The organism is Microbacterium dextranolyticum (assembly GCF_016907295.1).
Classification (GTDB): domain Bacteria; phylum Actinomycetota; class Actinomycetes; order Actinomycetales; family Microbacteriaceae; genus Microbacterium; species Microbacterium dextranolyticum.
On sequence record NZ_JAFBBR010000001.1, the window covers coordinates 594,621 to 618,181 of the forward strand.

20 protein-coding genes are annotated in these 23,561 nt (G+C 71.3%); 10 read left to right on the top strand and 10 right to left on the bottom strand.

Annotated elements, in window-relative coordinates; all coding sequences use genetic code 11:
- Nucleotides 1–7 precede the first annotated feature (7 nt).
- From JOE64_RS02595 to JOE64_RS02605, 3 genes are all read left to right on the top strand, one after another.
- Nucleotides 8–997: a DNA-directed RNA polymerase subunit alpha gene (locus tag JOE64_RS02595; protein WP_204962818.1), complete on the top strand. Its 990-nt coding sequence runs from the start codon at nt 8–10 to the stop codon at nt 995–997.
- A gap of 47 nt (nt 998–1,044) precedes the next feature.
- Complete coding sequence (gene rplQ / locus JOE64_RS02600) at nt 1,045–1,629, top strand: 50S ribosomal protein L17 (protein WP_204962819.1); 585 nt, start codon at nt 1,045–1,047, stop codon at nt 1,627–1,629.
- A 99-nt stretch (nt 1,630–1,728) separates the two neighbouring features.
- Entirely contained in the window at nt 1,729–2,793 is a 1,065-nt protein-coding gene (locus JOE64_RS02605) for a GNAT family N-acetyltransferase (protein WP_204962820.1), read from the top strand.
- A 55-nt stretch (nt 2,794–2,848) separates the two neighbouring features.
- On the opposite strand, the gene JOE64_RS02610 is transcribed toward JOE64_RS02605, so the two are convergent.
- The gene (locus JOE64_RS02610; protein ID WP_239531678.1) at nt 2,849–4,846 is read right to left on the bottom strand and encodes an acyltransferase family protein; all 1,998 of its coding nucleotides are present in this window, start codon (nt 4,844–4,846) and stop codon (nt 2,849–2,851) included.
- Nucleotides 4,847–4,981: 135 nt separating this feature from the next.
- Here JOE64_RS02610 and JOE64_RS02615 point away from each other — a divergent pair, with 135 nt between their 5' ends.
- The 3 genes from JOE64_RS02615 (at nt 4,982) to JOE64_RS02625 (ending at nt 7,478) form a co-directional block, all read left to right on the top strand.
- Nucleotides 4,982–5,872 (top strand): carbohydrate kinase family protein, encoded by an 891-nt coding sequence (locus JOE64_RS02615; RefSeq protein ID WP_204962821.1) that lies wholly within the window; start codon nt 4,982–4,984, stop codon nt 5,870–5,872.
- A gap of 4 nt (nt 5,873–5,876) precedes the next feature.
- Complete coding sequence (gene truA / locus JOE64_RS02620; RefSeq protein ID WP_204962822.1) at nt 5,877–6,731, top strand: tRNA pseudouridine(38-40) synthase TruA; 855 nt, start codon at nt 5,877–5,879, stop codon at nt 6,729–6,731.
- A gap of 78 nt (nt 6,732–6,809) precedes the next feature.
- A complete protein-coding gene (locus tag JOE64_RS02625) occupies nt 6,810–7,478 on the top strand; it encodes an endonuclease/exonuclease/phosphatase family protein (RefSeq protein WP_204962823.1) in 669 nt (222 codons plus the stop codon).
- A 69-nt stretch (nt 7,479–7,547) separates the two neighbouring features.
- Here JOE64_RS02625 and JOE64_RS14670 read toward each other — a convergent pair whose 3' ends face one another.
- Nucleotides 7,548–8,099: a hypothetical protein gene (locus tag JOE64_RS14670; RefSeq protein WP_204962824.1), complete on the bottom strand. Its 552-nt coding sequence runs from the start codon at nt 8,097–8,099 to the stop codon at nt 7,548–7,550.
- Nucleotides 8,100–8,319: 220 nt separating this feature from the next.
- Here JOE64_RS14670 and JOE64_RS02635 point away from each other — a divergent pair, with 220 nt between their 5' ends.
- The 3 genes from JOE64_RS02635 to JOE64_RS02645 all read left to right on the top strand — a co-directional run bounded on the left by JOE64_RS02635 (nt 8,320) and on the right by JOE64_RS02645 (nt 11,393).
- Entirely contained in the window at nt 8,320–8,925 is a 606-nt protein-coding gene (locus JOE64_RS02635) for a hypothetical protein (RefSeq protein WP_204962825.1), read from the top strand.
- A gap of 114 nt (nt 8,926–9,039) precedes the next feature.
- Entirely contained in the window at nt 9,040–9,765 is a 726-nt protein-coding gene (locus tag JOE64_RS02640) for a fructose 1,6-bisphosphatase (RefSeq protein WP_239531679.1), read from the top strand.
- Nucleotides 9,766–9,809: 44 nt separating this feature from the next.
- Nucleotides 9,810–11,393 (top strand): glycosyltransferase family 2 protein, encoded by a 1,584-nt coding sequence (locus JOE64_RS02645; protein ID WP_271202424.1) that lies wholly within the window; start codon nt 9,810–9,812, stop codon nt 11,391–11,393.
- A gap of 149 nt (nt 11,394–11,542) precedes the next feature.
- Here the strand turns inward: JOE64_RS02645 and JOE64_RS02650 are convergent, their stop codons facing one another.
- The 6 genes from JOE64_RS02650 to JOE64_RS02675 form a co-directional block, all read right to left on the bottom strand.
- Nucleotides 11,543–12,706 (bottom strand): response regulator transcription factor, encoded by a 1,164-nt coding sequence (locus JOE64_RS02650; protein WP_204962827.1) that lies wholly within the window; start codon nt 12,704–12,706, stop codon nt 11,543–11,545.
- A gap of 124 nt (nt 12,707–12,830) precedes the next feature.
- On the bottom strand, nt 12,831–13,853 hold the full coding sequence (locus JOE64_RS02655; protein WP_204962828.1) for a glycoside hydrolase family 6 protein: 1,023 nt from the start codon (nt 13,851–13,853) through the stop codon (nt 12,831–12,833).
- Between the two features lie 24 nt (nt 13,854–13,877).
- A complete protein-coding gene (locus tag JOE64_RS02660) occupies nt 13,878–15,665 on the bottom strand; it encodes a DUF4012 domain-containing protein (protein ID WP_204962829.1) in 1,788 nt (595 codons plus the stop codon).
- A gap of 63 nt (nt 15,666–15,728) precedes the next feature.
- Nucleotides 15,729–16,862 (bottom strand): hypothetical protein, encoded by a 1,134-nt coding sequence (locus JOE64_RS02665; protein WP_204962830.1) that lies wholly within the window; start codon nt 16,860–16,862, stop codon nt 15,729–15,731.
- Nucleotides 16,859–18,511 (bottom strand): sensor histidine kinase, encoded by a 1,653-nt coding sequence (locus JOE64_RS02670; protein ID WP_204962831.1) that lies wholly within the window; start codon nt 18,509–18,511, stop codon nt 16,859–16,861. The genes JOE64_RS02665 and JOE64_RS02670 overlap by 4 nt, the downstream gene beginning before the upstream one ends.
- Nucleotides 18,508–20,226, bottom strand: coding sequence for an ATP-binding protein (locus JOE64_RS02675; RefSeq protein WP_204962832.1), 1,719 nt, complete (start codon nt 20,224–20,226; stop codon nt 18,508–18,510). Before JOE64_RS02675 ends, JOE64_RS02670 begins: the two co-directional genes overlap by 4 nt.
- 66 nt (nt 20,227–20,292) lie before the next feature.
- On the opposite strand from JOE64_RS02675, the gene JOE64_RS02680 reads away from it, so the two are divergent.
- Nucleotides 20,293–20,655, top strand: coding sequence for a response regulator transcription factor (locus JOE64_RS02680; protein ID WP_204962833.1), 363 nt, complete (start codon nt 20,293–20,295; stop codon nt 20,653–20,655).
- Nucleotides 20,656–20,690: 35 nt separating this feature from the next.
- Here the strand turns inward: JOE64_RS02680 and JOE64_RS02685 are convergent, their stop codons facing one another.
- The gene (locus tag JOE64_RS02685; protein ID WP_204962834.1) at nt 20,691–21,623 is read right to left on the bottom strand and encodes a hypothetical protein; all 933 of its coding nucleotides are present in this window, start codon (nt 21,621–21,623) and stop codon (nt 20,691–20,693) included.
- 3 nt (nt 21,624–21,626) lie between these two features.
- Nucleotides 21,627–23,132, bottom strand: a complete 1,506-nt coding sequence (locus JOE64_RS02690) for a tyrosine-protein kinase domain-containing protein (RefSeq protein WP_204962835.1) — start codon at nt 23,130–23,132, stop codon at nt 21,627–21,629.
- Nucleotides 23,133–23,561: the final 429 nt, after the last annotated feature.

A 23,561-nucleotide genomic window follows, 5' to 3' on the forward strand; every position in this document is an offset into this window, starting at 1 on the left:
ACACATAGTGCTCATCGCACAGCGTCCCACCCTGACCGAGGAGAAGATCGGCGAGTTCCGCAGCCGGTTCGTCATCGAGCCGCTCGAGCCCGGTTTCGGTTACACCATCGGCAACGCGCTGCGTCGCAGCCTGCTCTCGTCGATCCCCGGCGCGGCGGTCACCAGCATCCGCATCGACGGCGTGCTGCACGAGTTCAGCACCATCCCCGGTGTGAAGGAGGATGTCACCGAGATCATCCTCAACATCAAGCAGCTTGTGGTCTCGTCCGAGCGCGACGAGCCCATCACGGCGTACCTGCGCAAGACCGGCGCCGGTGAGGTCACCGCCGCCGACATCTCCGCGCCCGCCGGTGTCGAGGTGCACAACCCCGAGCTGGTCATCGCGACGCTCAACGACTCGGCACGCTTCGAGCTCGAGCTGACGATCGAGCGTGGCCGCGGCTACGTCTCGGCGACGCAGAACCGCAACGAGTACGCCGAGGCCGGGCAGATCCCGATCGACTCGATCTACTCGCCCGTGCTGAAGGTCAGCTACCGCGTCGACGCCACCCGTGCCGGTGAGCGCACCGACTTCGACAAGCTGGTCCTCGACGTCGAGTCGAAGCCGTCGATCACGCCCCGCGACGCCGTCGCGTCGGCCGGTCGCACCCTCACCGAGCTGTTCGGCCTCGCCCGCGAGCTGAACGTCGAAGCCGAGGGCATCGAGATCGGCCCCGCGCCGGTCGCCGAGGTCCTCACCAACGAGCTGTCGATGCCGATCGAAGACCTCGACCTGTCGGTGCGCTCGTACAACTGCCTGAAGCGCGAGGGCATCAACACGGTGTCCGAGCTCGTCGCCCTGTCGGAGACGCAGCTGATGAACATCCGCAACTTCGGTCAGAAGTCGGTCGACGAGGTGCGCGACAAGCTCGTCTCGCTCGGTCTGTCGCTGAAGGACTCGGTTCCCGGGTTCGATGGCGCGCACTTCTACGGCGGCTACGACGACGAGACCATCTGACCGGCGCTCGACCGGTTCTGTGACACTTTCCACCTGGAGTAATTGACATGCCCAAGCCCACCAAGGGTCCCCGCCTCGGAGGCGGCCCCGCCCACGAGCGCCTTCTTCTCGCGAATCTGGCCGCTGCTCTGTACACGCACGGTGCGATCACGACGACCGAGACCAAGGCCAAGCGCCTGCGTCCGCTCGCCGAGCGCCTCATCACCTTCGCCAAGCGCGGCGACCTGCACGCTCGTCGTCGGGTGCTGTCGGTCATCGGTGACAAGGAAGTCGTGCACGTCCTGTTCGCCGAGATCGCGCCGCAGGTCGCGGAGCGTGAGGGCGGCTACACGCGCATCACGAAGATCGGCAACCGCAAGGGCGACAACGCCCCCATGGCCCGTATCGAGCTCGTGCTCGAGCCGGTGAACCCGAAGCCGAAGTCGGCGAAGAAGGCTGCGGCGCCCGCCGCGGTCGCGAAGGACGAGGACGCTGCGGCGACCGAGGTCGTCGCCGAGGCCGACGAGACGCAGGATGCCGCGGACGAGGTCGCCGCCGAGAACGCCGGCGCCGAGTCGCAGGCCGAGGGCGAAGCCGCTGAGGCTGCCGCTGCGGACGCCGTCGTGGCACCCGCCGAGGGGAAGTCCGAGTAAGCACTCGCACATCGCTCGACAGGCCCGCACCCCGTTTCGGGGCGCGGGCCTTTCACGATGTGCCCGCTCGCAGCAGGAGGGAGCGGGTAGGGTGACGGGGTGAGCGCGCACACTCTGTCTCAGCGGATCGACGACCTGCGGGCGGCGCCGCTCGTGCTTCCGACCGGTGTCGCTGACGTGACCTGGAGGCCGCCGACGGCGGATGACATCGACGCCATGCACGCGGTCGCGGCGGCGGCCGACGCCGTCGACCACCCCACGTGGCTCACCCCGCGCGACGACATCGCCGACACGTTCGACCTACCGCACATCGATCACGCGCACGACACCCTGCTCGCGGTGGATGCCGCGGGCACCGTCGTCGCGTTCGGGTCGGCCCTGCTGCATCCGGCACGTGTGGGCACGCTGTCGGTGCACCTGGCCGGATCGGTGCACCCGCAGTGGCGCCGCCGGGGGATCGGTGGGGCTCTTCTCGCCTGGGAGCGGGCGCGAGGCCTCGAGAAGCTCGCCGATGCGGTGCGCGCGGGGCTGCCGGACGTGTCGGATGCCGCGGGGCCCTGGCAAGCCGAGCTGAAGGTCTACGCCGAAGAGAGCAACCGCGATCACGTCGTCATCGCGGAGCGGGCGGGTTTCGGAGTGGAGCGCTGGTTCACCTCGATGGAGCGCGATATGGCCGTGGTCGTGCCGGACGTCGCCGCACCCGAGGGGGTCGCTCTCATCGCGTACAGCCCGGATCGAGAGACGGATGCCCGTCTGGCACGCAACGATGCGTTCCGCGACCATTGGGGCAGCCAGCCCTCGCCGCCCGAGTCGTGGGCCAAGTTCGTTCGTGGGACGTTCTTCCGCCCCGACCTGTCGCGCCTCGCGCTCGATGCCGACGGCGAGGTGATCGGGTTCTGCCTCGTCTCGGTGAACGAGGACGACTGGGTCACGATGGGCGCCTCGAACGCGTACATCGACCTCATCGGGGTCGTGCGCGGCTCGCGGCGTCGTGGCGTGGCGCCGGCGGTGATCGCGGCATCCCTCGCGGCGATCGGTGCGGCGGGTCTCGAGCGAGCGGTGCTCGACGTCGACACGGCGAGCCCGACCGGCGCGCACACGCTGTACAGCGGTCTCGGCTTCGTGCCGACCGAGCGGACGGTCGCGCTCGTCACGCACGTCTGACGGATGCCCGGGCCGCGGCCGACGGTCGCGGGTCGACGGGTGCCGGGTCGGGACGCTACGGTGTCGGCGCCGGTGCGGGCTCGAACGCCTGCAGCGTCGCGGCGCGGATGAGGTCGACCCGATACCGCATCTGCGCGCGCTGGTTCTGGGCGGCGTCGAGTGCGGCGCCGACGGTCTGCGCGTAGATCTCTCCGCCGCTCGCCCCGGGGTGGATCTCGTCACCCGCCAGCAGATCGACGTGTGGCGCGATGGCCTGCGCCCAGTCGGCGATGACGACGCGGGGATGTGACGCGGCGAAGGCGGTGAGTTCGGCGTTGACGCCGGGAATCCAGTCGCGCGGCGCGAACGCGGTGACGAGGACGAGCGTGCGGTGGGGTCCGACGGCGTCGGAGATCGCTTGGAGGTCGCCGTCGTCCACGGGGCCGTTCGTCCCGAGCCCGACGACGACGTTCTCGCGCAGCGCGCCCTGCGCGGAGAGGCTCTGGACGATCTCGACGCCCGCCCACATCGACCGCGACACGGCCGCGTCGATCTGGATGCCGGGTCGCGCCGTCAGCAGTCCGTCGGCGGATGCCAGCATGACCGAGTCGCCGATCGCCGTGACGCGATCGCCGCTGACCCTGGCGACGGCGGGTGGCTGCGGCGTCTCGCGCGGATCCGTCGGAGCGGGCGGTGCGGATGCCCCGGCGGCGGGCCCGGGCGCGGAGCCGGACATCGTCGGGGCGGCGGGCGCCGCCGAGGCGCGGGCGAGGGCATCCGCGCCGGCCTGCACGACCGCCTCGCTCGAGGTCGACCGCGGGGGAGCGGTGACCGCCGCGACCGATCCCGTCACGATCGCCAGTCCACCGGCGACGGCGAGCACGGCGCGGAACCGACGCAGCGGAGAGCCGGAGAGGCGCGCTCCGAACGAGGCGAGCGCTCCCCGAAAACCGAGGCGGCGGACGGGCTGCTCGAGCAGGCGGTACGACAGGGCGCTCGCGATGAGCGTGAGGGCGAGGGCCGCCAGCCCGATCGGAACCGGCACGGCGGCGTCGACGAAGCGGCCCGTCACGGCGGCGGCCAACAGGACGAGAAGCGGCCAGTGCCAGAGGTAGATGCCGTACGACCGGGCGCCGATCCAGCGCAGCGGCGGGGTGTCGAGGGCACGTCCGACGGGCGAGTCCGCGGCGACGGAGACGGCGATGAGCACGGCGGTGAGCAGGGATGCCGCGATCGAGACGACCGGGAACAGCGCCCCGCCGCCCGGCCACGACGCGACCACGATGAGCGCCCCGAGCGCCGTGACGCCGACGCCGGCGAGTACCTGTGCGCGGGTGCGCTCGGAGAGCCGCCGCCAGGCGGCGGCGAGACCCTGCGGGTCGGCGGTGCCACGCACCTCGTCGGTGCGAGCGGTCCGTGCGAACGCGAGCGCGACGCCCAGCAGCAGACCGAAGGCGTGGGTGTCGGTGCCGTAGTAGACGCGGGTGGTGTCGGCGTGCAGCACGGTGGCCGCGACGAGCGCCCACACGGCCGATCCCGTCGCGGCGGCGAGGGCGATGCCCACCCGTGACCACCGGGCACGCGCGAGGAGCACGAGCGGCAGCAGCAGCGGCCACAGCACGTAGAACTGCTCCTCGACGGCGAGCGACCAGAGGTTGCGGAACAGCTCGGGCTGGCCCGCGCTGAAGTACGAGGCGCCGGCGGCGATAGAGAGCCAGTTGTACGAGAAGGTGGCCGCGCCGAGCACCTGGCGGCCGAGCCCGAGCACGACGTCTCCGCCGATGACCCAGGCCGCCGCGGTGCAGATCGTGACCACCGCGGCCAGGGCGGGCAGCAGTCGCCGTGCGCGCCGCACCCAGAAGGCCCCCAGTGCCACGCGGCCGGAGCGCTTCCGCTCGCGCAGCAGCAGCGAGGTGATGAGGAACCCGGAGATCACGAAGAACACATCGACGCCGACGAAACCGGAGTGCAGGAACCAGCCCGGGAACAGGTGGCACACCACCACCAGCAGCACCGCGATCGCGCGCAGACCGTCGAGTCCGGCGAACCGGGGCGCAGAAGACGTGGGCATCATGACGTGGAGGAGAAGCCGAGGATCCGGGGCGGACGGAGCGGGCAACGCCCCAGTTTACGCGCCCTGCACGGGCCCGGTGCGGCGCCGCGAGAGCGTCGATGTGACGCGCGGGCAGAACTTCGGTATGACTGAACCATGGATGCGGACGTGCTGGTGATCGGCGAGGCCCTGATCGACATCGTCGAGACCCCGGAGGGCGATGAGGAGTTCGTGGGCGGCAGCCCCGCGAACGTCGCCGTGGGACTCGCGCGGCAGGGGCACGCGGTGCGTCTGCTGACCCGGATCGGGCGCGATGACCGGGGCGCGCGCATCGCCGCACAGATCGAGGACTCGGGTGCCGGTGTCGACGATCGCTCGTGGACGGATGCCGCGACCTCCACCGCCCGTGCGCGTCTGCGCGCAGACGGCTCGGCCGAGTACGAGTTCGCGATCGACTGGGACATCCCCGTCTCGCCCGCGGCGGGCGTGCGCGCGGTGCACACCGGATCGATCGCGCTGTTCCTCGAACCCGGGGCGACGGCGGTGCGCGAGACGCTGCGCGCGGCGGCGGGCGCGGCGTTCGTCAGCATCGATCCGAACATCCGACCCGCCCTGGTGGGGGAGCGGGAACGCGCGCTCGCGCGATTCGCGGATGCCGCGGCATCCGCCGACCTCGTCAAGCTCAGCGATGAGGACGCCGCCTGGCTCTACCCCGATGCGTCGGCCGAGGAGGTGCTCGAGCGGATCGCCGGGTACGGTCCGCGCCTGGTCGTGATGACGCGCGGTGCCGAGGGGGCGATCGGCCGGGGGCCGGGCGGCATCATCGCCGTCGCCCCGCTGACGGTGACCGTCGCCGACACGATCGGCGCAGGCGACGCCTACATGGCGAGCCTCATCTCGAGCGTGCTCGATGACCCGACGGTCGTCGACGACGTGCAGGCCTTCGCCGCGGCGCTCCGCCGCGCCGCGGTGATGGCGGGTATCACGGTCTCGCGGGCGGGGGCGAATCCTCCCTCGCGCGCCGAGATCGACAGCCGGCTGGGCTGACGCGGTGCGGCTGCGCCTCGACCTCGCGTACGACGGCACCGACTTTCGCGGATGGGCCCGCCAGCCGGGCCTGCGGACCGTGCAGGGTACGGTCGAAGCCGCCCTGGCCCGCATCCTCGGCGGGGCTCCGCAGCTCGTCGTCGCGGGCCGCACGGATGCCGGTGTGCACGCGTCGGGTCAGGTCGCGCATCTGGACCTCACCGATTCCCAGCGCGAGCGCCTCGAGAAGGTGCGGACCCCGAGCGCCTCGACGCGCCCCCGCGCCGAGGCGCTCGCCGCCCGGATCGCCGGTGTACTGGGGCCGTACCCCGACGTCGCGGTGCATCGCTCCGCCGAGGCGGCGCCCGGCTTCGACGCGCGCTTCTCGGCCGTGTGGCGCCGGTACTCGTACCGCATCGCCGACCTGGCGACGCCGTACGACCCCCTCGACCGTGCCCGGACCACCACGGTGAAGGCGCACCTTGACGTCGATGCGATGGATGCCGCTGCGCGCTCGCTCATCGGTCTGCACGACTTCGCGGCGTACTGCAAGTGGCGCGAGGGCGCGACGACGATCCGCACGCTGCTGGAGTTCGACTGGCACCGGGGCGCCGACGGCATCCTGGTCGCGAACGTTCGGGCCGACGCGTTCTGCCACAGCATGGTGCGCGCGCTCGTCGGCGCGTGCGTGGGAGTCGGCGAGGGGCGGCTTCTGCCCGCCGAGGTCGAGCGCATCCGTGATGAGGGGGTGCGCACGAGCGAGATCAAGGTGCTCGCGGCGCGTGGCCTGACCCTCACCGAGGTGGGCTATCCCGCCGACGACCTGCTCGCCGCCCGCGCTGACCAGACGCGCGCGCGGCGTTCGCTCGACGAGGACTGACCGCGACGACCGGTCCCGTGAACTCCCGGGGAGATCTCACGGCGGCGGGAAAGGCGAGAACACTATGCTGTCGGCACGATGAAGGTCATCTCCTACAACCTCAACAAGCACAAGGCGGCCGGCGAGCTCGACGCGCTCGTCGAGTCGACGGGGGCCGACATCCTGTGTCTGCAGGAGGCGGTCAGTGACGCCCTGCCGGCGGAGATCTCGGGACTGCAGCTGGTCGAGGCGACCGCTCGCAACCGGTTGGGGCTCGCCGTCTATCTCCGCCGCAACACGTTCGAGCCGCTCGAGGTGCGCACGCTCGCGCTGAAGAAGTCGTTGCACGACATGGTTCTGAAGCCCGCCGAGGAACGGATGCTGGCGGTGCGGGTGCGCGACATCGACCTCGGCCGTGAGCTCATCGTGGCGAGCTTCCACGCGGCGCCGCTGACGGCTCTGAACTCGCTGCGGCGCAAGCAGATCACGGCGGCGCTCGGAGAGCTGGCGAGCCTGGGTGAGGGCCTGCCGATCCTCATGGTCGGCGACTACAACTATCCCGTGTTCAAAGAGAACCTCGGGCAGAAGGTGCGTGACGCCGGCTACGAGCTGAGCCTGAGCGATGCCCGCACGTACACGCGCTACAAGTTCTTCCGCGGGCACTACGACTTCGCGACCAGCGTCGGGTTCGACATCGACACCATCACGACGCTGCCCCAGGGGCGCAGCGATCATCTGCCGATCCTGGTCACCGCAACCCTCACGTGACCCGCCGGCGGGGAAAGGGAAGGACCCCTCGGCCGTGGCCGAGGGGTCCTTCGTCTGTTCGGAGAGGCGTCAGGCCTTGTTCTCTTCGCGGTTGCGGCGGACCGTGGCCGCCACGGCGACCGTGGCGCCGGCCAGGACGAGCGCGCCGCCGCCGACCCAGATGCCCAGGAGCGACTCGCTGTTGCCACCGGTCGAGGGGAGGGTGGACCCGGCGCTCGTGTCGCCGCCGGTGCTGCCACCCGCGCCGCCGCCGTTGCCGCCCGCGGCATCGGCACGGGCGCCGGAGGCCGAGAGGGTGTACGAGCCGCTGGCGCCAGCCGGCAGGTTGACGTAGACGGCCGCGACGCCGGAGGCGTCGGCGGTGCGGCTCGTGGAGATGGACTCGCGGGCGATCTTCACCGTGGCGAACGAGGCCTGGCTCGCGTTCTCGCCGACGAGGGTGAAGGTGACCGATGCGCCGGGCTGGAAGCCCGAGACCGGAACGGTGCCGCTGGAGGTGATGGTCACCGAGACGGTGTCGGGGCCCGTGGGCGTGTACGCCTGAGCCATGGCGGGGGCAGCGAACACCAGCGTCGTGGCGAGGGCAGCCGAGGCGAGCGCCGTGTAAAGACGGTTCTTCATGATGGCCTGCTTTCGATGCGGTCGTGCATGCATGAGGAGGTGATCCGCACGCCGAAGCGGGCGCGGAGGGAGGGGCGGGGGGTCCATTGAGTAGGTAGGGTGTACCTGACCTCCCTCTGAGTATCCCGTAAGGTCGTGCGAGAGTGCAAACCTCGGGGGTTTCCACTGTGTAAACAAAGTGCAACACTCGTGGTCGGTCGTCTTTGGAGAAAGGGCACACGTGCGCCATCGCAGCTCTCGGACGGCGGTCGTCGTCGGCCTCCTCGCCGCCTCGATTCCTGTGCTCGCGGGCTGCGGTCCGGCGCCCTGGGACCTTCCTCGTTCCGACGCCCCGACGCCCTCGCAGAGCGCGTCGCCCGTGGCGCCGCCGGCGCAGAACGATCTGTCGAGCGGGTCGACGCAGCGCGACCTCACCGCAGGCCCCGTCGCCGCGACGATCAGCTACTGGTCGACGCTGCGGATGGATCGGTGGACCCCGAGCGCCGTGAAGCCGATCAGCCTGTCGATGGAGACGCACGTGACGCCCGACAACGGGCAGAAGGTCTATCTGCAGCGCGCGACCATGACCGCGGTGCCCTCGAACGGGTCGCAGACGTTCGACCCGCTCGACCCGCAGGTCGACCAGTCGACCGTCGCGCCCGGCTACCTCGTGCTCGCCCCGTACAGCTACTCGAACTCGTTCAACATCGGCACCCTGCCCGACGACGCGACCTCGGTGACGGTGCAGTTCGTGTACGACTTCCTCGTGCAGACGACGCCGACCTCGACCGAGTACGCGAAGCAGACCGCGACCGACACCCTGACGATCGCGATCTCGCGGTCCTGAGCATGGATCGGCACGCACGGGCATCCGAGGCGAACCTCAAGATCAGGTAAAGACAACCGCGAGGTTCGCTCAAGTCGCCCGATTGCGGGGTGACGCTTTTCTAGCATGGTCGGCATGCCCCCTGCTCCCCTCACCGTTCGTGCGGCCGCCGTCGCCGCCACCGGCGTGCTCGTCGTCACCTCGTTCACGGGCTGCTCCGACATCGCGAACGCGTTCAACGGTCTGCAGCAGAACGCGGTCTCGACGCCCGCGCCCGGTCCGTCGGCCTCGACCGCCGCCATGCCGTTCGACTCGAAGTTCACGTACGACGGATCGGTCTCGCTCTCCAGCGACGTCGCCGAGGGGCTCGAGGTGCGGCTGGACGTCTGGGCCGCCGACCCCAAGCGGACGCTCGAGTGGACCCCGCAGAACGACAAGACCTTCGGCTTCGCGGTCAACGTCTACGACCACCGCGTCGACGAGAAAGCCGTGCTCACTCAGAAGCGCCGCGTGTACCTGTCGATGGTCAGCATCACCTCGCAGGTCTCGCAGTCGACGATCGGCGCCCCGCAGCAGCCGACGATGTCGCCGTTCCAGTTCTCCGCCGACCCCCGCACGCTCGTGCCCACCGACACGCTGCGCTCCGACCGGGGACTCCTGCTCAACAGCTATCAGGGCGGGCTGCTCGTGCCGCAGACCACGATCCACCAGCTGCCGGGCGACACGTACGGCATCACGCTGCAGTTCGCGCTGCAGATCTGGGTCGAGGGCACGGCCAACACCGATTCGAGCTTCGCCCAGCAGACCGTCTACGAAGTACTTCCCATCGCGATCTCCGATCCGACGGTGTCGGCGCGCTGATCGACGGCTACTCTCAGAACCACACCAGACACGAAGGAACCCACGTGACCACCCCCTTCGACGCCGGGCGGCCTGCGGCCGATCCCCCCTCCCCGGCGGTCCACGCGCCGGGCGGGCCCGGCATGCCGCACGCGCCGGAAGGACCGCTCCTGCCGGTCGCTCCGGGCGACGGGGGAGGGCGCCGGTACTCGATCAGCGCGCACGAGGCATCCCTGAACCCGTCCGAGCTCGACTTCACCGACTACGACGACTTCGCCTCGGTACTCGAGAACACGACCGTGCACCGGTCGACGATCGGCTGCGTCGTGCCTGCGTACAACGAGGAGGAGTCGATCGCCGACGTGCTGCGGTCGCTGCTCGGGCAGAGTCGGGTTCCGGATGTCATCCACGTCGTCGTGAACAACACGTCGGATGCCACGGTGAAGATCGCCTCGGAGTTCAGCGGACCCCACGAGATCACGACCGAGCTCGGTGAGCAGTTCACCGAGGTGTTCGTGCACGACATCGGCAAGAACCCCGACAAGAAGGTCGGTGCGCTCAACTACGGGTACGCCCTCGTCGAGGGGTACGACTACCTGCTGGGCGTCGACGGCGACACGATCGCCGATCGGCGGGCGGTGGAGTTCCTCGAGAGCGAGGCCGTGTCGGACTCGCGGATCGGCGGCATCTCGGCGATCTACTCGATCGACGACAAGCCGATCACGGGGGCGATCGCGAAGTTCCTCATCGCCGGCCAGCGCACGCAGTTCGCCGCCTTCAACCTGCAGAACCTGCTGCGCGGGCGCAACATGGCCGTGCTCGGCGGGCAGTTCTCGGTCTTCTCGACGACGGCGCTGCGCGAGGTCATGAAGGCCAACCACCAGAACTCGCCGTGGGTGAAAGACAGCGAGGTCGAGGACTCGCTGCTGTCGCTGCAGATCAAGAGCGCCGGCTACCTCACCAAGATCAGCCCGTTCGCGCGGGCGGACGTCGGTGGCATGACGACGCTCAAGGGCTACGACGCCCAGCAGGTGAAGTGGACGTACGGCGCGATCGAGCTCATGTGGCCCGGCCAGCGCGGCGACACGAAGGGCCAGCCGTTCCACCCGAACCTGCGCCTGCGGTGGTTCGAGAACTTCTCGATGCTCACGAACCTCTTCGTGCGCGTCGCGTTCCTGACCCTGCTCGTCGCCTCGCTGTCGATCGGCGCGTTCGTGTTCTCGGCGTGGTGGCTGATCCCGCCCGCGGTCGCGATGCTCCTGAATCTCCGCGTCGCGCGGGCGATGGAGGCCTGCGACACGCGCGACATCCTGTTCGCGGTGCTGATGCTGCCCGCCGAGGTCTTCATGTGGATCCGCATCAGCCACTTCCTGCGGTCGTGGACGAGGTTCCTCTCACGCAAGAAGGTCGACAACTGGGCGATGCAGGCCAAAGCCGAACGCGGCGGCGGCAGCATCGGGCACTGGGTGCCGTTCATCATGCTCGCGATCGTCGCGATCGCCGTCGCGGTGATCTGGGGCATCCTGACCCCGGTGACGCAGTCGGCGATCCTCTGGATCGGCTGGCCCATCGTCGGAGTGGTGACCGTCATCCAGACGGTGCTGATGGCCTTCAAGCTGTTCCAGCGGCACCAAGGGTTCAAGGTGTGACACGCTGCTGAGACCGGTCGGGATGCCGGGGGGCTCCCGACCTCGTCGGTCCGGGTTGTGCGTGAGGCGTTTCGCCCGCACGGCCCGGGCCGGCACTTTCTTTCCCTCCGCGGCGCCGGAAGGATGCCGGAGAGGTGCCGGCGGCGTGCTCAGGCGGCGTGCTCGGAGGTGAGGCGGTAGCCGACGCCGCGGACCGTCTCGATGTAGCGCGGGTTGTTGGGGTTGTCGCCGAGCTTGCGGCGCAGGTTCGTCATGTGCGCCTCGATCGCCCGCTTGTCGGCCTCGCCGACGAAGTAGCTCGTGACGTACGACTCGCCGCGCAGCACGAGCGTCAGATCGGCCTTGCTTCGGACGCGACGCTTGGATTCCATCAGGGTGGCGAGCAGGTCGAACTCGGTGCGGGTGAGCACGACCTCCTGCCCGCCGACCACGGCAGTGCGCTGCTCGGCGTTGACGGACAGATCGCGGTGCGCGACCCAGCCGGGCCCCGAGACGAGCACGGGCCCGGCCGCGGCATCCGCGGTCGCGAGGTCGGTGCCCGGCACCTGCGGACCCGCGGTGGCCGGCACGACGATCGGCACGGCGGCAGGGGCGGGCTCGGGCGTACGTCGATCGTCGAAGCTGTACGGCGGGTCGCCCAGGGGGGCCTCGGTGGGGGCGTCCGTCGCGGTGCCGGGCGGCACCGCCGCCGGCGGTTGCATCGGCCACGGTGCAGCGGCGGGCGGATATCCGTAGCCCGGCGCCTGCTGCGGATACCCGGGCTGCGGGTAGCCGGGCGGCGGATACGCAGGCTGGGCCGGGTACGCGCCCGGGTAGCCGGGATACCCCGGACCGGCGGCGATCGGCTGCCCGGGACGGGCGCCCGGGAACGAGGGGCCGCCGATCTCTTGACGAGGTGCCGACGGCGACGCGGCTACCGACGGAGCGCCCCCGCGGGGGCGGCGCAGCAGCGAGTCGATGCGCGCGCGCAGCTCGCGCGGGCGGAAGGGCTTGACGACGTACTCGTCGGCGCCTGCGCCGAGGCCGACGACGACGTCGGCCTCTTCTTCGAGGCCCGTGATCATGATGATATAGGTGTCGCTCTGCGCCCGGATGCGTCGCGCCGCCTCGAAGCCGTCGATGCCGGGCATGTTGACGTCGAGGGTCGTGACCAGCGGCTGGTACGAGGCGACGGCGCGCACGCCGTCGATGCCGTTGCCGACCGACACGGTCGAGAAGCCCGCCGCTTCGAGGACCTCGACGATCAGATGACGGATGTCGGGGTCGTCCTCGATGATGACGGCGGTCTTGAGGGGGAGGGAAGCATCTGTCATGGCCCGGTGTTCTCCAGTGGGGGGTGGTGGAGCGTGGGGGTGCGTGTGCCACAGTCTAACCACCGGCACGGCGGCGGTTCGGCGCTCGGGCCGTGCGTGCGACGCGGCCGGGGTGGCGGTGTGGTCAGCGGACATCCCGGGTGAGGTCTTCGGCGGCCTTCGGCCACCACACCCCGGCAGCGGGTCCGCCGTTGCAGGTGCCGTCGCTCTCGCCGGGGGGTTTGATCCACAGGTTGGTGTCGACGACGTCGTCGCCGTAGGTACCGCCCGGCGCCCCGACCGTCTGGCGGGGCGGGTTGCACCACGCCGATCCGGCGGTGGCGGAGCCGTTGCGCGAGGTGTCGATGATCGCGTGCGTTCCCCCGAGACGGTCGGAGAGGGCGTGCGCGTACGCGAACTCGGCGTGGCTGGACTGGTAGTTCGAGACGTTCGTCGCGACACCGCGCACACGGTCGATGAGACCCATCTGGCGGATGAGCGCCGCCATGTCGTCGGGGCTGTGCCAGGCGCTGTGGCCGCCGTCGATGTAGATCCAGGTGCCGGTCGAGGCGAGCGCGTCGACCGCGCGGGAGAGGTAGCCCGCGCGCGTCGGGATGTCGCCGCACTCGGATGCCAGGGCGATGCTGTCGGGTTCGAGCACGACGATCTTCTGCACATCGGGGGCCGTCTTCAGCGCGGCGGCGATCTCGTCGATCCACACCGGGTAGTCGATGGCCGACAGGCCGCCGGCCGAGTGGTTGCCGCAGTCGCGGTCGGGCAGCCCGTAGACGACCATCGCGGCGGCGCGCTTCTGGTCGCGCGCCTGCGACACGAGGCTCACGACGGTCGTGCCGGCCGTGCCGATCGGGTCGTGCTCGGGCGTGAGCCAGTACGCGGTCGGCTGGTCGGCGAGGTACTGCGTCGCGGCGGTGCCCGCGGCATCCATGGGCACGTTCTCGAGCGCGGTGCGGGCCTTGGACTGGGTCGGGGCGATCATGACGGTGCCGACCTCGGGCGCCTGCGCGGTGAGCGAGTACAGGCCGCGGGTCACGGTGATGCCGATCACGGCGATGATCGCCACGACGAGCACGAACGCGACGACGGCGAGGACGATGATGGTCCGCGTCGAGAGTCGGCGGCGCCGACGAGAGGCGAGGGGGGATGCCACTCCTGCACTGTACCTCGCGGGCGCTCAGCCGATGCCGCAGGAGGCCTCGACTGTCGGCGACAGTGCGGCCTGCGCGGTCGGGGTGACGATCGCCTCGGCCGCCGCCACGCGGGTCGTCGCACGGACGACGACCGTGAGGTGCGCGCTCTCGCCGGGGGCGAGGTTCACGGCCGAGGTCAGCACGCGCCGTCCCTCGTGCGTGCCCGAGGCGACCTCGCGGCCGGCGGAGTTGACCGCCGAGACGAGTTCGAAGCCTTCGGGCAGGTAGACGTTGCTCACGACCTCGGTGACCCCGGGGGCGGTGCCGAACCATCCGTCGCCGGTGATGTACGCCGGCAGCGCGGTCGCGGCGTCGGCCGGGGCGGTGCTCGTCAGAGTGACATCGAGGGTCAGCTCGCGTGCGGCGAGGGTTCCGGCGGGCTCGCAGGAACCCCAGCGCAGGGCGACGTCGGGGGTCGTGTAGTAGCTCATCTTCGAGCCGGTGCCGTCGTTGAGGTAGACGCCGAATCGGGCCGTGCGCGCGTCGGTGACGGGCAGGGCGCCGGCGATGACGCTGGTGTCGAGCACGGCCTCTTCGCCGGGGTCGGCGCTCCAGACGAGCAGGCGGTGCTCGATGCCGGCGCGGGTGAGGGCCGAGACGAGCTTCTCTGCCGAGCCGTGGCCGGCCGCGAGCGCCTGGAAGACGGCGCCCGAAGCGCCGGCGAAGAACGCGTCCTGATCGGCCGGGTTCGCGTAGCGGAAGTAGACCTGGTTGAGCAGCATCGGCACGGCGTCGTCGGACGACAGGGTGTCGCCGGTGGGCAGCGTGACGGGTCCGGTCGCCTGCAGCAGGTACGAGAGCACGACGGGGTCGACGGCGATGACCCCGTCGACCTGCACACCGGAGTGGCGCGCGTACATCTCGCGGGCGAGCGGGGCGCCGACGGCGAAGTCGGGCACCTGCGTGACGTTCTGGATGTACCGTGCCGGCTTCGTGTCGAAGATCTTCGTGACCTCGTCGCCGAGCGGGGCGACCGGTTCGGCGAACCCGCCCGGGAAGTCCCGCGTCGAGAGGGTGCCGACGAGGGAGAGCGCGCCGTTGTCGGCGCGCAGAACGACCCCCGCCCCGGCGATGCCGCCGAGCGAGCGCCACTCGGCGTTGTTCTGCACGAGCACGAGATAGGTGCGCGGTCCGTTCTGGCCGAGCATGCCCGGCAGCAGCTGCGTCGTGCGCGCGAGCGCGTCGGTGGCGGTGGCGACTCGGGTGAACAGCGTGTCGGCGGCATCCACCGCCCGCGCGACCTCGCCGACGAGCGGGGCGCGGTCGATGTCACGGATGCCGGTCGACGCGGCATCGGCGCGCGCCGCGGCGGTCTGGGCGGGTCCCGCGAGTGGGGCGAGCACGGCCGGGTCGATCCGGCCGCCGACCGGTCGGATCGCATCGAGCGAGAGCCCCTCGGCGGCGGACGCGAGCGGCGCCAGCCCCCCGAGCAGCTGATCGCCCGACGCGGCGACCGCGGCGAAGGCACCCAGCTGCGGGCCGAGCCAGGGCAGGTGCTCGGCGGCCCGCCAGACGGGGTCGGAGGTGAGGGTGTGGGCATCGGCGGCATCCGCGGCGAGGCCTCGCAGGGTTTGCGCAGCCGAGACGGGGTCGGCGGTCAGGGCGGCGGTTCCGGCGCCGGCGGTCTGCTCGATGTTGCGCAGGTGACCGTAGGCGTCCGCTCCGCGCACGCCGATCCAGACGGCGGCGATGAGGGCGAGCAGCAGCAGGGCGCCCACGACCCAGGCCAACACGCGGCCTGCCGTGCGCGCCGGAGGGGGGAGGGTGCTCACGCGAACGATCCTACGGGCGTGATGCCCGCCGCCGGCACGGGGTGGTCGCCGGCGACTCCCGGATCAGATCGATGCGATCGCGCGGTCCCAGCGGTCACCGCCCGCGCGCTGCGCGTCATCGGCGGCCGCGGATGCCGCGTGCACGAGGTCGTCGAGAGCGAATCCGAACATCGACACGCTCGCCCAGCCGACGCTCGCCGAGAGGCGCACCGTGATCGACTGGTCGTCATCGACGGTGGTGAGCCGGTCGAGGAGCGCGCGGATGATGGGCCGCACGGCCGGATCGTGCCGCGGCAGCAGCACCAGAGCGCGCGTCGGATCGAGCATCTCGATGTCGGCCTCGGGCGGCACGACGTCGAGGAGATCGTTCGCGAACCGTTCGAGCACCCGCGAGTAGGCGAGCGTGCTGGATGCCTCGCGCAGCACCTGCGGGTCGTCGAGGCGCACCTCGAGCACCGACCACCAGGCATCGCCGGCGCGCTCGGCGCGGGAGAGCCGGTCGCGGGCGACACGGTCGAATCCGGCGCCGGGGACGGTGTCGGTGGGTGCCGCCTCGGTGCGGCACAGCAGGAGCGTCGTGACGAGCGCGGTGACGAGGTAGATGATCGCCATGATGCCGAGGTCGGCGCGGATGGTGTCGACGGCACTGGCGACCGCGGCGGTGTCGTTGGTCGGACGCAGCACGCGAGTCACGACCCAGATGAGGGCGAAGACGCTGGAGACGCCGGCGCCGACCGCGAGGGGAAGCACCGCAACGCGAGTCGCGCCCCGCAGTGCGACGAGCTCGGTCGAGGTCGCGATGAGGGCGGCGGCGGCCAGAACGACCCCGACCGCTTCGGCGACGTCGAGGGCCACGCCGGGCGAGCGCTGCAGTACGAGCAGCACCGCGGTCCCGCCGATCGCGGCGGCGATCGTGGGCAGCAGGAACACGCGGGTGCGCCCGGCGCGGACGCGCACCCCGACCCAGACGAGGCCGAGGGCGAGGAGGGCGAACCCGGCCGACATCGCATTCAACGGGGCGACGTCGGCGGAGGCCGCCGCCTGGGCGAGGTAGGACGCGCCCATCGCCGAGGTGAAGGCGCTCGACCAGATGACCGACTCACGCGACGGGCCGGGCAGGAACCCGACACCGATCATGATCACGGTGCACAGCGTCGTCAGGGTGATGAGGACGGGGGCGATGCTCGCGTCGATCACGAGGCTCCTCCTTCTGCGGCGCCCTCGAGGGGGAGCGATACCGTCGCGGTGGTGCCCGAGCCGAGGGAGGACTCGAGGGTGATCGTGCCGTGGTTCTCTTCGACGATCGTGCGAACGATCGACATGCCGAGGCCCGTTCCCGAGATGCCGACCGAGGTCGCGCTGCGGGCGCGGAAGTAGGGGCGGAAGACGTTCTCGAGGTCGTCCGCGGCGATGCCGATGCCCGTGTCGCGCACGGTGAGCACCGCGCGGCCCTCGTCGCGGCGCAGGGTCACGTGCACCGCGCCGCCGCGCGGCGTGTACTTGATGGCGTTGCTCATCAGGTTGTCGACCACCTGACGCATGCGGAAGCCGTCGCCGACGATCTGCAGTCGCCCGTCGTCGTCGAGCGTGAGCTCGACGTCGGCGGCGGCAGCGGCCGGTGCGAACGCCTCGACGGCGGAGGTCGCGATCGTCGTGAGGTCGAACGCGTCGCCCACCTCGACGGGACGGTTGGCATCGAGCAGACGGGCGATGAGGACGAGCATGCGTTCGGCGGCGCCGTCGATGAGCGCGGCGTGCTCGCGCTGCGCAGGAGTCAGATCGTCGTCGAGCAGCAGGTCGGCGTGGCCGATGATGACGGTCAGCGGGTTGCGCAGCTCGTGCGAGACGGCACTGGTCGCGGCGCGCTGCGCGCGGCGGCCCATCTCGGTGACGGTGACGTCGTCGAGCTCGATGATCGACACGCCGTCGGTTCCCGGCTCAGCGCCGGTACGGCCGCGGATCGACAGCGAGAGGGCGCGCCAGCGGCCGTCGGCGTCGTACAACCACAGCGGTTCGTTGCGCACGCGCTCGCCGCGGCCGGCTCTCGCCAGAGAGGTCTGGTCCACGGGCACGACATCGCCGCGATAGGCCGCATACTCGACGGCGCGGCCGGGGTGGCGTTCATCGACCTCGCTGAGACCGTAGAGCGAGCGGTAGGCGGCGTTCGTGCGCTCGAGGCGGCCTTCGCCGTCGACGATCGCGAGCGCCGTGCCGATCGAGTCGAACAGGGCGATGGCGCGGCGCTCCTGCACCGTCGCCCGAGCGAAGGCGCGATCGACCTGCCGCGACTGCCGGCGGATGAGCCTGCGATACGCGCGTCCGCGCCGGGTGCCCTGACTCATCGCCACGCCGAGGAAGCCGAGCGCCAGCAGCACGATGATGACCTCGAGCGGCTCGGCCGCATCGGTGCCGGGCAGCCACCATCGGGTCACCTGCGAGCCGACGATGAGCGCGAGGGCGACCACGATCGCCACGGAGGAGTAGTAGGTCGCGATCCACGCGATCGGCACGATCCAGAGGTAGCCGAGCACATGGTCGGCGTTGGCCAGGCATCCGATTGCGAAGATGTCGACGATCGGCAGCGTCAGCGCATACGGTCTTGCCCGTGCCCACGGGGTCACCAGGGTGACGACCGTCAGGGCCGCGACGGCCATGATGCCGACGAGGAACCACCCGTCCGAGAACAGTGCCGGGTCGAGGGTCGCGATGACGACCGCGACCGTCACGGAGCTGAAGGCGACGACGAGCTGCCATTGCCATACCGAGCGCACGATGGTGCCGATCAGCTGCGAGTCATCCCATCTGCTCCAGTCGGCATCGGCGGTCGCCCACCGGTGGGACATCATGACGGGTCTCCTGTCGTCGCGTCGTCGGCCGGGGCCGGCGTCGGTGTCGTGTCGAGCGCGGGGGCACCGGCTCGACGCAGCAGCAGGGTGGCGCGCGTTCCCTGCCCGGGATGCGACACGATCGTGACCTCACCGCCGTTGCGGCGCGCGAGCATGCGGGCGATCGCGAGGCCGAGCCCCGTGCCCGGCATGGCGCGCGTCTCGGACTGCTCACCGCGGTAGAACGGCTCGAACGCCTGCAGCAGCGTCTCGTCGGCCATGCCGGGCCCGCTGTCGGCGACGGTGATCATGATGTCGTCGGCGACCGCGACCGCGGTGAGGTGCACGCGCCCCTGCGGCGGCGTGAACTTGATCGCGTTCGAGACGAGACTGCTGAGGGCGCGCTTGGCGTGGATCGGGTCGGCGTGGAGGGTGGGGCCGGGCGTCTGGTCGATCGTCACCGAGACGCTCCGTCGCTTCGCGTCGCCGGCGTGCAGGTCGACGACCGCGGCGATGAGGGTGGATGCCGGGATGTCGACCCCGACGGGCGGCGAGGCCTGCGAGCGCGAGAAGGCGAGAAGGTCGTCGAGCATGCCGGCGAGGCGGCCGGTGTTGCGGTGGATCGCCTGCACCCACGGCTGCGTCTCTGCGGGGAGGTCGTCGTTCTCGCGCAGCAGGTCGGTGTAGCCGGCGATGATCGTGACGGGGGTGCGCAGCTCGTGGCTCGTCGTCGACAGGAAGTCCTCGCGCTGGCGTTCGAGGTCGTAGCGCACGCGGAGAGTCTCGGTGGTGGCGCGAGCCGCCTCGGCGCGGGCGTTGGCGGCTTCGAGTGCGCGCCTCGAGTTGGCCAGCGACGCGGTGCGCTCGGCCGCGGTCGCCACGGTGAAGATCGCAATCGTGCAGAGGAAGCCGACCGTGCTCGTCGCGAGTTCGATCGACTCGAGTCCGGTGCCGAGACGCGACGGCCAGGCGAGGCGGGTCAGCGTGAGGATCGCGATCGCGATGAGGAGCGTCTCGACGTGGGCGAATCGCGGCGGAAAGCGCTGGGTCGCCCAGATCAGCGGCAGGAACACGAGGAACCCGAGCCGCAGCTCGAAGAAGAAGCCGAACCCGATGGCGAGCGTCGCGATCGTGACCGCGATCTGGGCGGCGATCTCACCCGCGCCGGGAACGGTGACGATGCGGCGGCGGGGCAGCAGGACGAGTGGGGTGATCAGGAGGATCGCGGACAGGTGCGACCCCGCGGTGAGCAGGGCCATCGCGCCGAAAGCCGAGTGCACGGTGACGCTTCCGATGGCGCCGGCGAGCAGCCCGAAGGCCGTCGAGGCGATGAGGGCCGAGACGGCGAACCGCAACGAATCGGCGGCCGTGTGCAGGCGCACGTCGGTGCGGGTGCGCAGCAGGAGGGCGATGAAGATCGCGGCCTCGAGCGCGTTCGCGGCCCCCAGGGCGATGGCCTGCGCGGGATCGCGACCGCCGACGAGGCTGCCGAGCGAGGTCGCCGCGAACACCGCGACGAGCGCCCACGGGCGATGTCGTGCGGGGGCGAGTAGGGCGAGGCACGTCGAGACGCCGGCCGCGGGCCACCACAGCGCGATGGGCATATGCGCCGGAGTGAATGCGACGCTGCCGACGGAGAGAGCGAGGATGAGAGCGGGGCCACCGGTCCACAGCACAATGCCGCGCCGACGCGAAGTCTCTGCGCGGCTGCTGCGATCCGCCGCACGAGCCTTCATACACCTACGCTAGTGCGTGGAGGGGTGCCCGCGCCTCCACCGAACGTCGCCCCGAGGAGCGGATCAATGGCGAATGTGCTCGTCGTCGAGGATGATGCCGATGTGGCAGAGTTGCTGCGCACGGTGCTCACCTTCGCCGGTCACTCCGTCGAGATCGCCGTCGACGGGCCGTCGGCGCTCGCCGCCGCGGCGGCCCGTCGGCCGGACCTCGTGACGCTCGACTGGATGATGCCGGGCATGACCGGCATCGACGTCTGCCGTGCGCTGCGCGCGGATACGTCGCTGGAGGGCGTGCGCATTCTGATGCTGACGGCGAAGTCCGCCCCGCACGACATCGCGCTCGCCCGCGAGGCGGGGGTCGACGAGTACGTCGTCAAGCCGTTCTCTCCGCGTGACCTGCGCGCACGGATCGCGACGCTGCTCGGCTGACGCCGGAGCATCGTGGATCCTCCGCTCGCGGGTCGTCAGCCCAGGCGGACGGTCCGGTCGCCGGTCCACACGATCGCGCCGGTCGAGGTGAGATCGAGGGCGACGGGCTGCGTGGGATCGGTCTCGACGCAGCCGAGGTCGCGGGCGTCGGGCTCGTAAGCGGTGACGCGCACGCCGGCGCACGAGGCATCCGTGTGCGCGACGACGACCGAACCGCGGGTGGCGGCGAGGGCGTGGGCCGTCATGGTGAGGGCGGTCCAGCCTCCGCTGGAGCGGACGTACGCGGTGCCGTCGCAGATGAGGCCGGCGGTGCCGTCGGATGCCACGCGCAGCCCCCACGGCTCGGCGCAGGGCGTCGCGGCCGTGCGCCCCGCGAGCGTGACGGAGCCGTCGGTGTGCGCGTACGACTCGGCGCCGAACTGGGCCGGGTAGGGCTCCCAGAACTGGCCGTCGGTGTAGGTGCGCACGGTGGTGGTCTGGCAGGCGGCGCCGAGGTCGGCGACGATTCCGGCGGCGTGCGGCGAGATCGCGGTGAGGCCGCGCACCTGCGCGAGCGGCTGCGCGGCGGGGGTCACGTTCTGCCAGGTCGCGCCGCCGTCGGCGGAGTGCTCGATGACGGGCGCGGTGCCGCCGCAGGTGCCGGCGGTGGCGCGCCAGAGGGCATCGGCGCCGATGGCGAGAAAGCGCTCCGCGGCGCCGGGGGCCGCCGCCGGGCGCGCCGTGGCGGATGCGCTGGGCGAGGGCTGCGGGTGCGACGCGGTCGGCGTCGGGTGCGGCGTCGGTGTGCGCGGGGTGACCGAAGAGGTGGGGGCTTGATAGGAGGGGGCATCGGATGCCGGTCGCACCTGCCGCAGGGCGAGCACGCTGAGCGCGCCCACGACGATGGCGAGCACGATCACGGCGACGGCGACCGTGATGGCGCCGCCTCGTGTGGCGGAGAGTCGGCGATCCGCACCGGGGCGGGCCACGACTCAGGAGTCCTGGCGGCCGTCGGTGGGTTCGCGTCGCGTGGCGTCGAAGCCCAGCTCGTCGAGCGAGGGCGCCGCGGGGACGGTGGCCAGGGGCGACGTGCGCCCGCGGGTCTTCTTGCCGCGGGTGTCGCTCGGGGTCTCGCGGTAGCCGTATCCGTATCCGTATCCGTACCCGTAGGCCGAGTAGTACGAGTCGGGGCCGCGCGTGGGGACCATCGACATGACGAAGCCGGCGAGCTTGGCGCCGACGGTGCTGAGTGCTTCGGTGGCTCCGGTGAGCTGGTGCTTGGTGGCGCGACCGGCCGAGACGATGAGCAGGGCGCCGCTGGTGGCGCGGGCGAGGATCGCGGCGTCGGTGACGGGCAGCAGCGGGGGCGCGTCGCACAGCACGACGTCGAACTCGTGCTCGAGGGCGTCGAGCAGGGTCGCCATCTGCTGCGAGCCGAGCAGCTCGCTCGGGTTCGGCGGAACCTTGCCGGCGGGCAGGACGAAGAGGCTGCGTCCGCCCCAGGGCTGCAGGACGTCGTCGACGCGGGCGCGGCCGATGAGCACGTCGGTGAGGCCGGCGCCGCCTTCGATGCCGAGGTATTCGGCGATCTTGGGCTTGCGCAGGTCGGTGTCGAGCAGGGCGACGCGCTTGCCGGCGTCGGCGAGGGCGATGGCGAGGTTGATCGCGGTGGTCGACTTGCCTTCGCTGGGGATCGAGCTCGTGATGACGAAGCTGGCGCGACCGCCCATGTCGAGGAACTGCAGGTTGGTGCGGAGGGCCCGGAAAGACTCGGCGCGGGGGCTGAGCGGGTCGGCGTGCACGATGAGCGGGCGCTCTTTGGCCTTGGCGTCGTAGGCGATCGCGCCGATGGCGGGGGCCTGCGTGATCTGCTCGGCGTCGCGCGGGGTGCGGACGCGATTGTCGAGGGTGGTGCGGAGCACGGCGACGCCGATGCCGAGCGCGAGGCCGACGAGCACGCCGAGCGCGAGGTTGAGCGGCACGTTGGGGCTCGAGGGCTTGAGTGCGGGCTGCGCGTCGGTGACGCGGCTGAGGCGCACGGGGCTCGACCCGTCGGCGGCTTCGGGCTCGAGCTGCGGCACGGCGGTGGCGAGGCTCGTGGCGATCGCGTTGGCGATGTCGGCGGCACGCACCGGGTCGGGGTTCGAGACGGCGATCGTGATCAGCGTCGAGTTGAGCGCGGCAGACACCTTGACGTCTTTGGCGAGGTCGGCCGACGTGCCCTTGAGGCCCAGGTCGGAGATGACCGGGTTCAGGACGACCGGCGTCGAGGCGAGGCCGACGTAGGTGTTGATGCGCGCCTGCGTGAACGTGGAGCCCTGCTGCAGCTCGGCGGCGGTGGACCCGGCCTGAGTCGACACGAAGACGGTGCTCGACGACTCATAGATGGGCGTGCGTGTGAGGGAGTACCCCGCGGCCGCTCCCAGCCCGAGAAGCGTCAGCACGACGATCACGAGCCAGTTCTTGCGGAGAATGCGGATGTAGTCGCTGAGCTCCATGGTGCCTCTCGGGGGGATCTGCGTCCGCTTGCTGGTGCGCAGGCCGGACGTGACGGGGATCAGTCTGCCACAGCGAGTGTTTCGCTCTGGTGACGTGGAGGTGTGCGGATGACGTTTGCGTCATCTGCGGGCACGGATCCGCGATGGCAGGGGGAGAGCGCGGCGGTTAAACACCAAGATGCGGCGGCGGGCACGGTTGCGGGGTGCCAGGCGTGGGGCCTCGGGGGCAGGGCCGGCCCACCCCGTCAGCCGGCCGTGGAGCCTCGGGGGCAGGCCCGGCTCACCCCGTCAGTCGGCCGTGGAGCCTCGGCGGTGGACCCGGCTCACCCCGCCAGCCGGCCGTGGAGCCGCGGCGGCCAAGCCCGGCCCGACCCGCCGTCCGGGCGCGGAGCCGCGCCGAGCCGCGGCGGCCAGGCCTGGCCCGCCTCA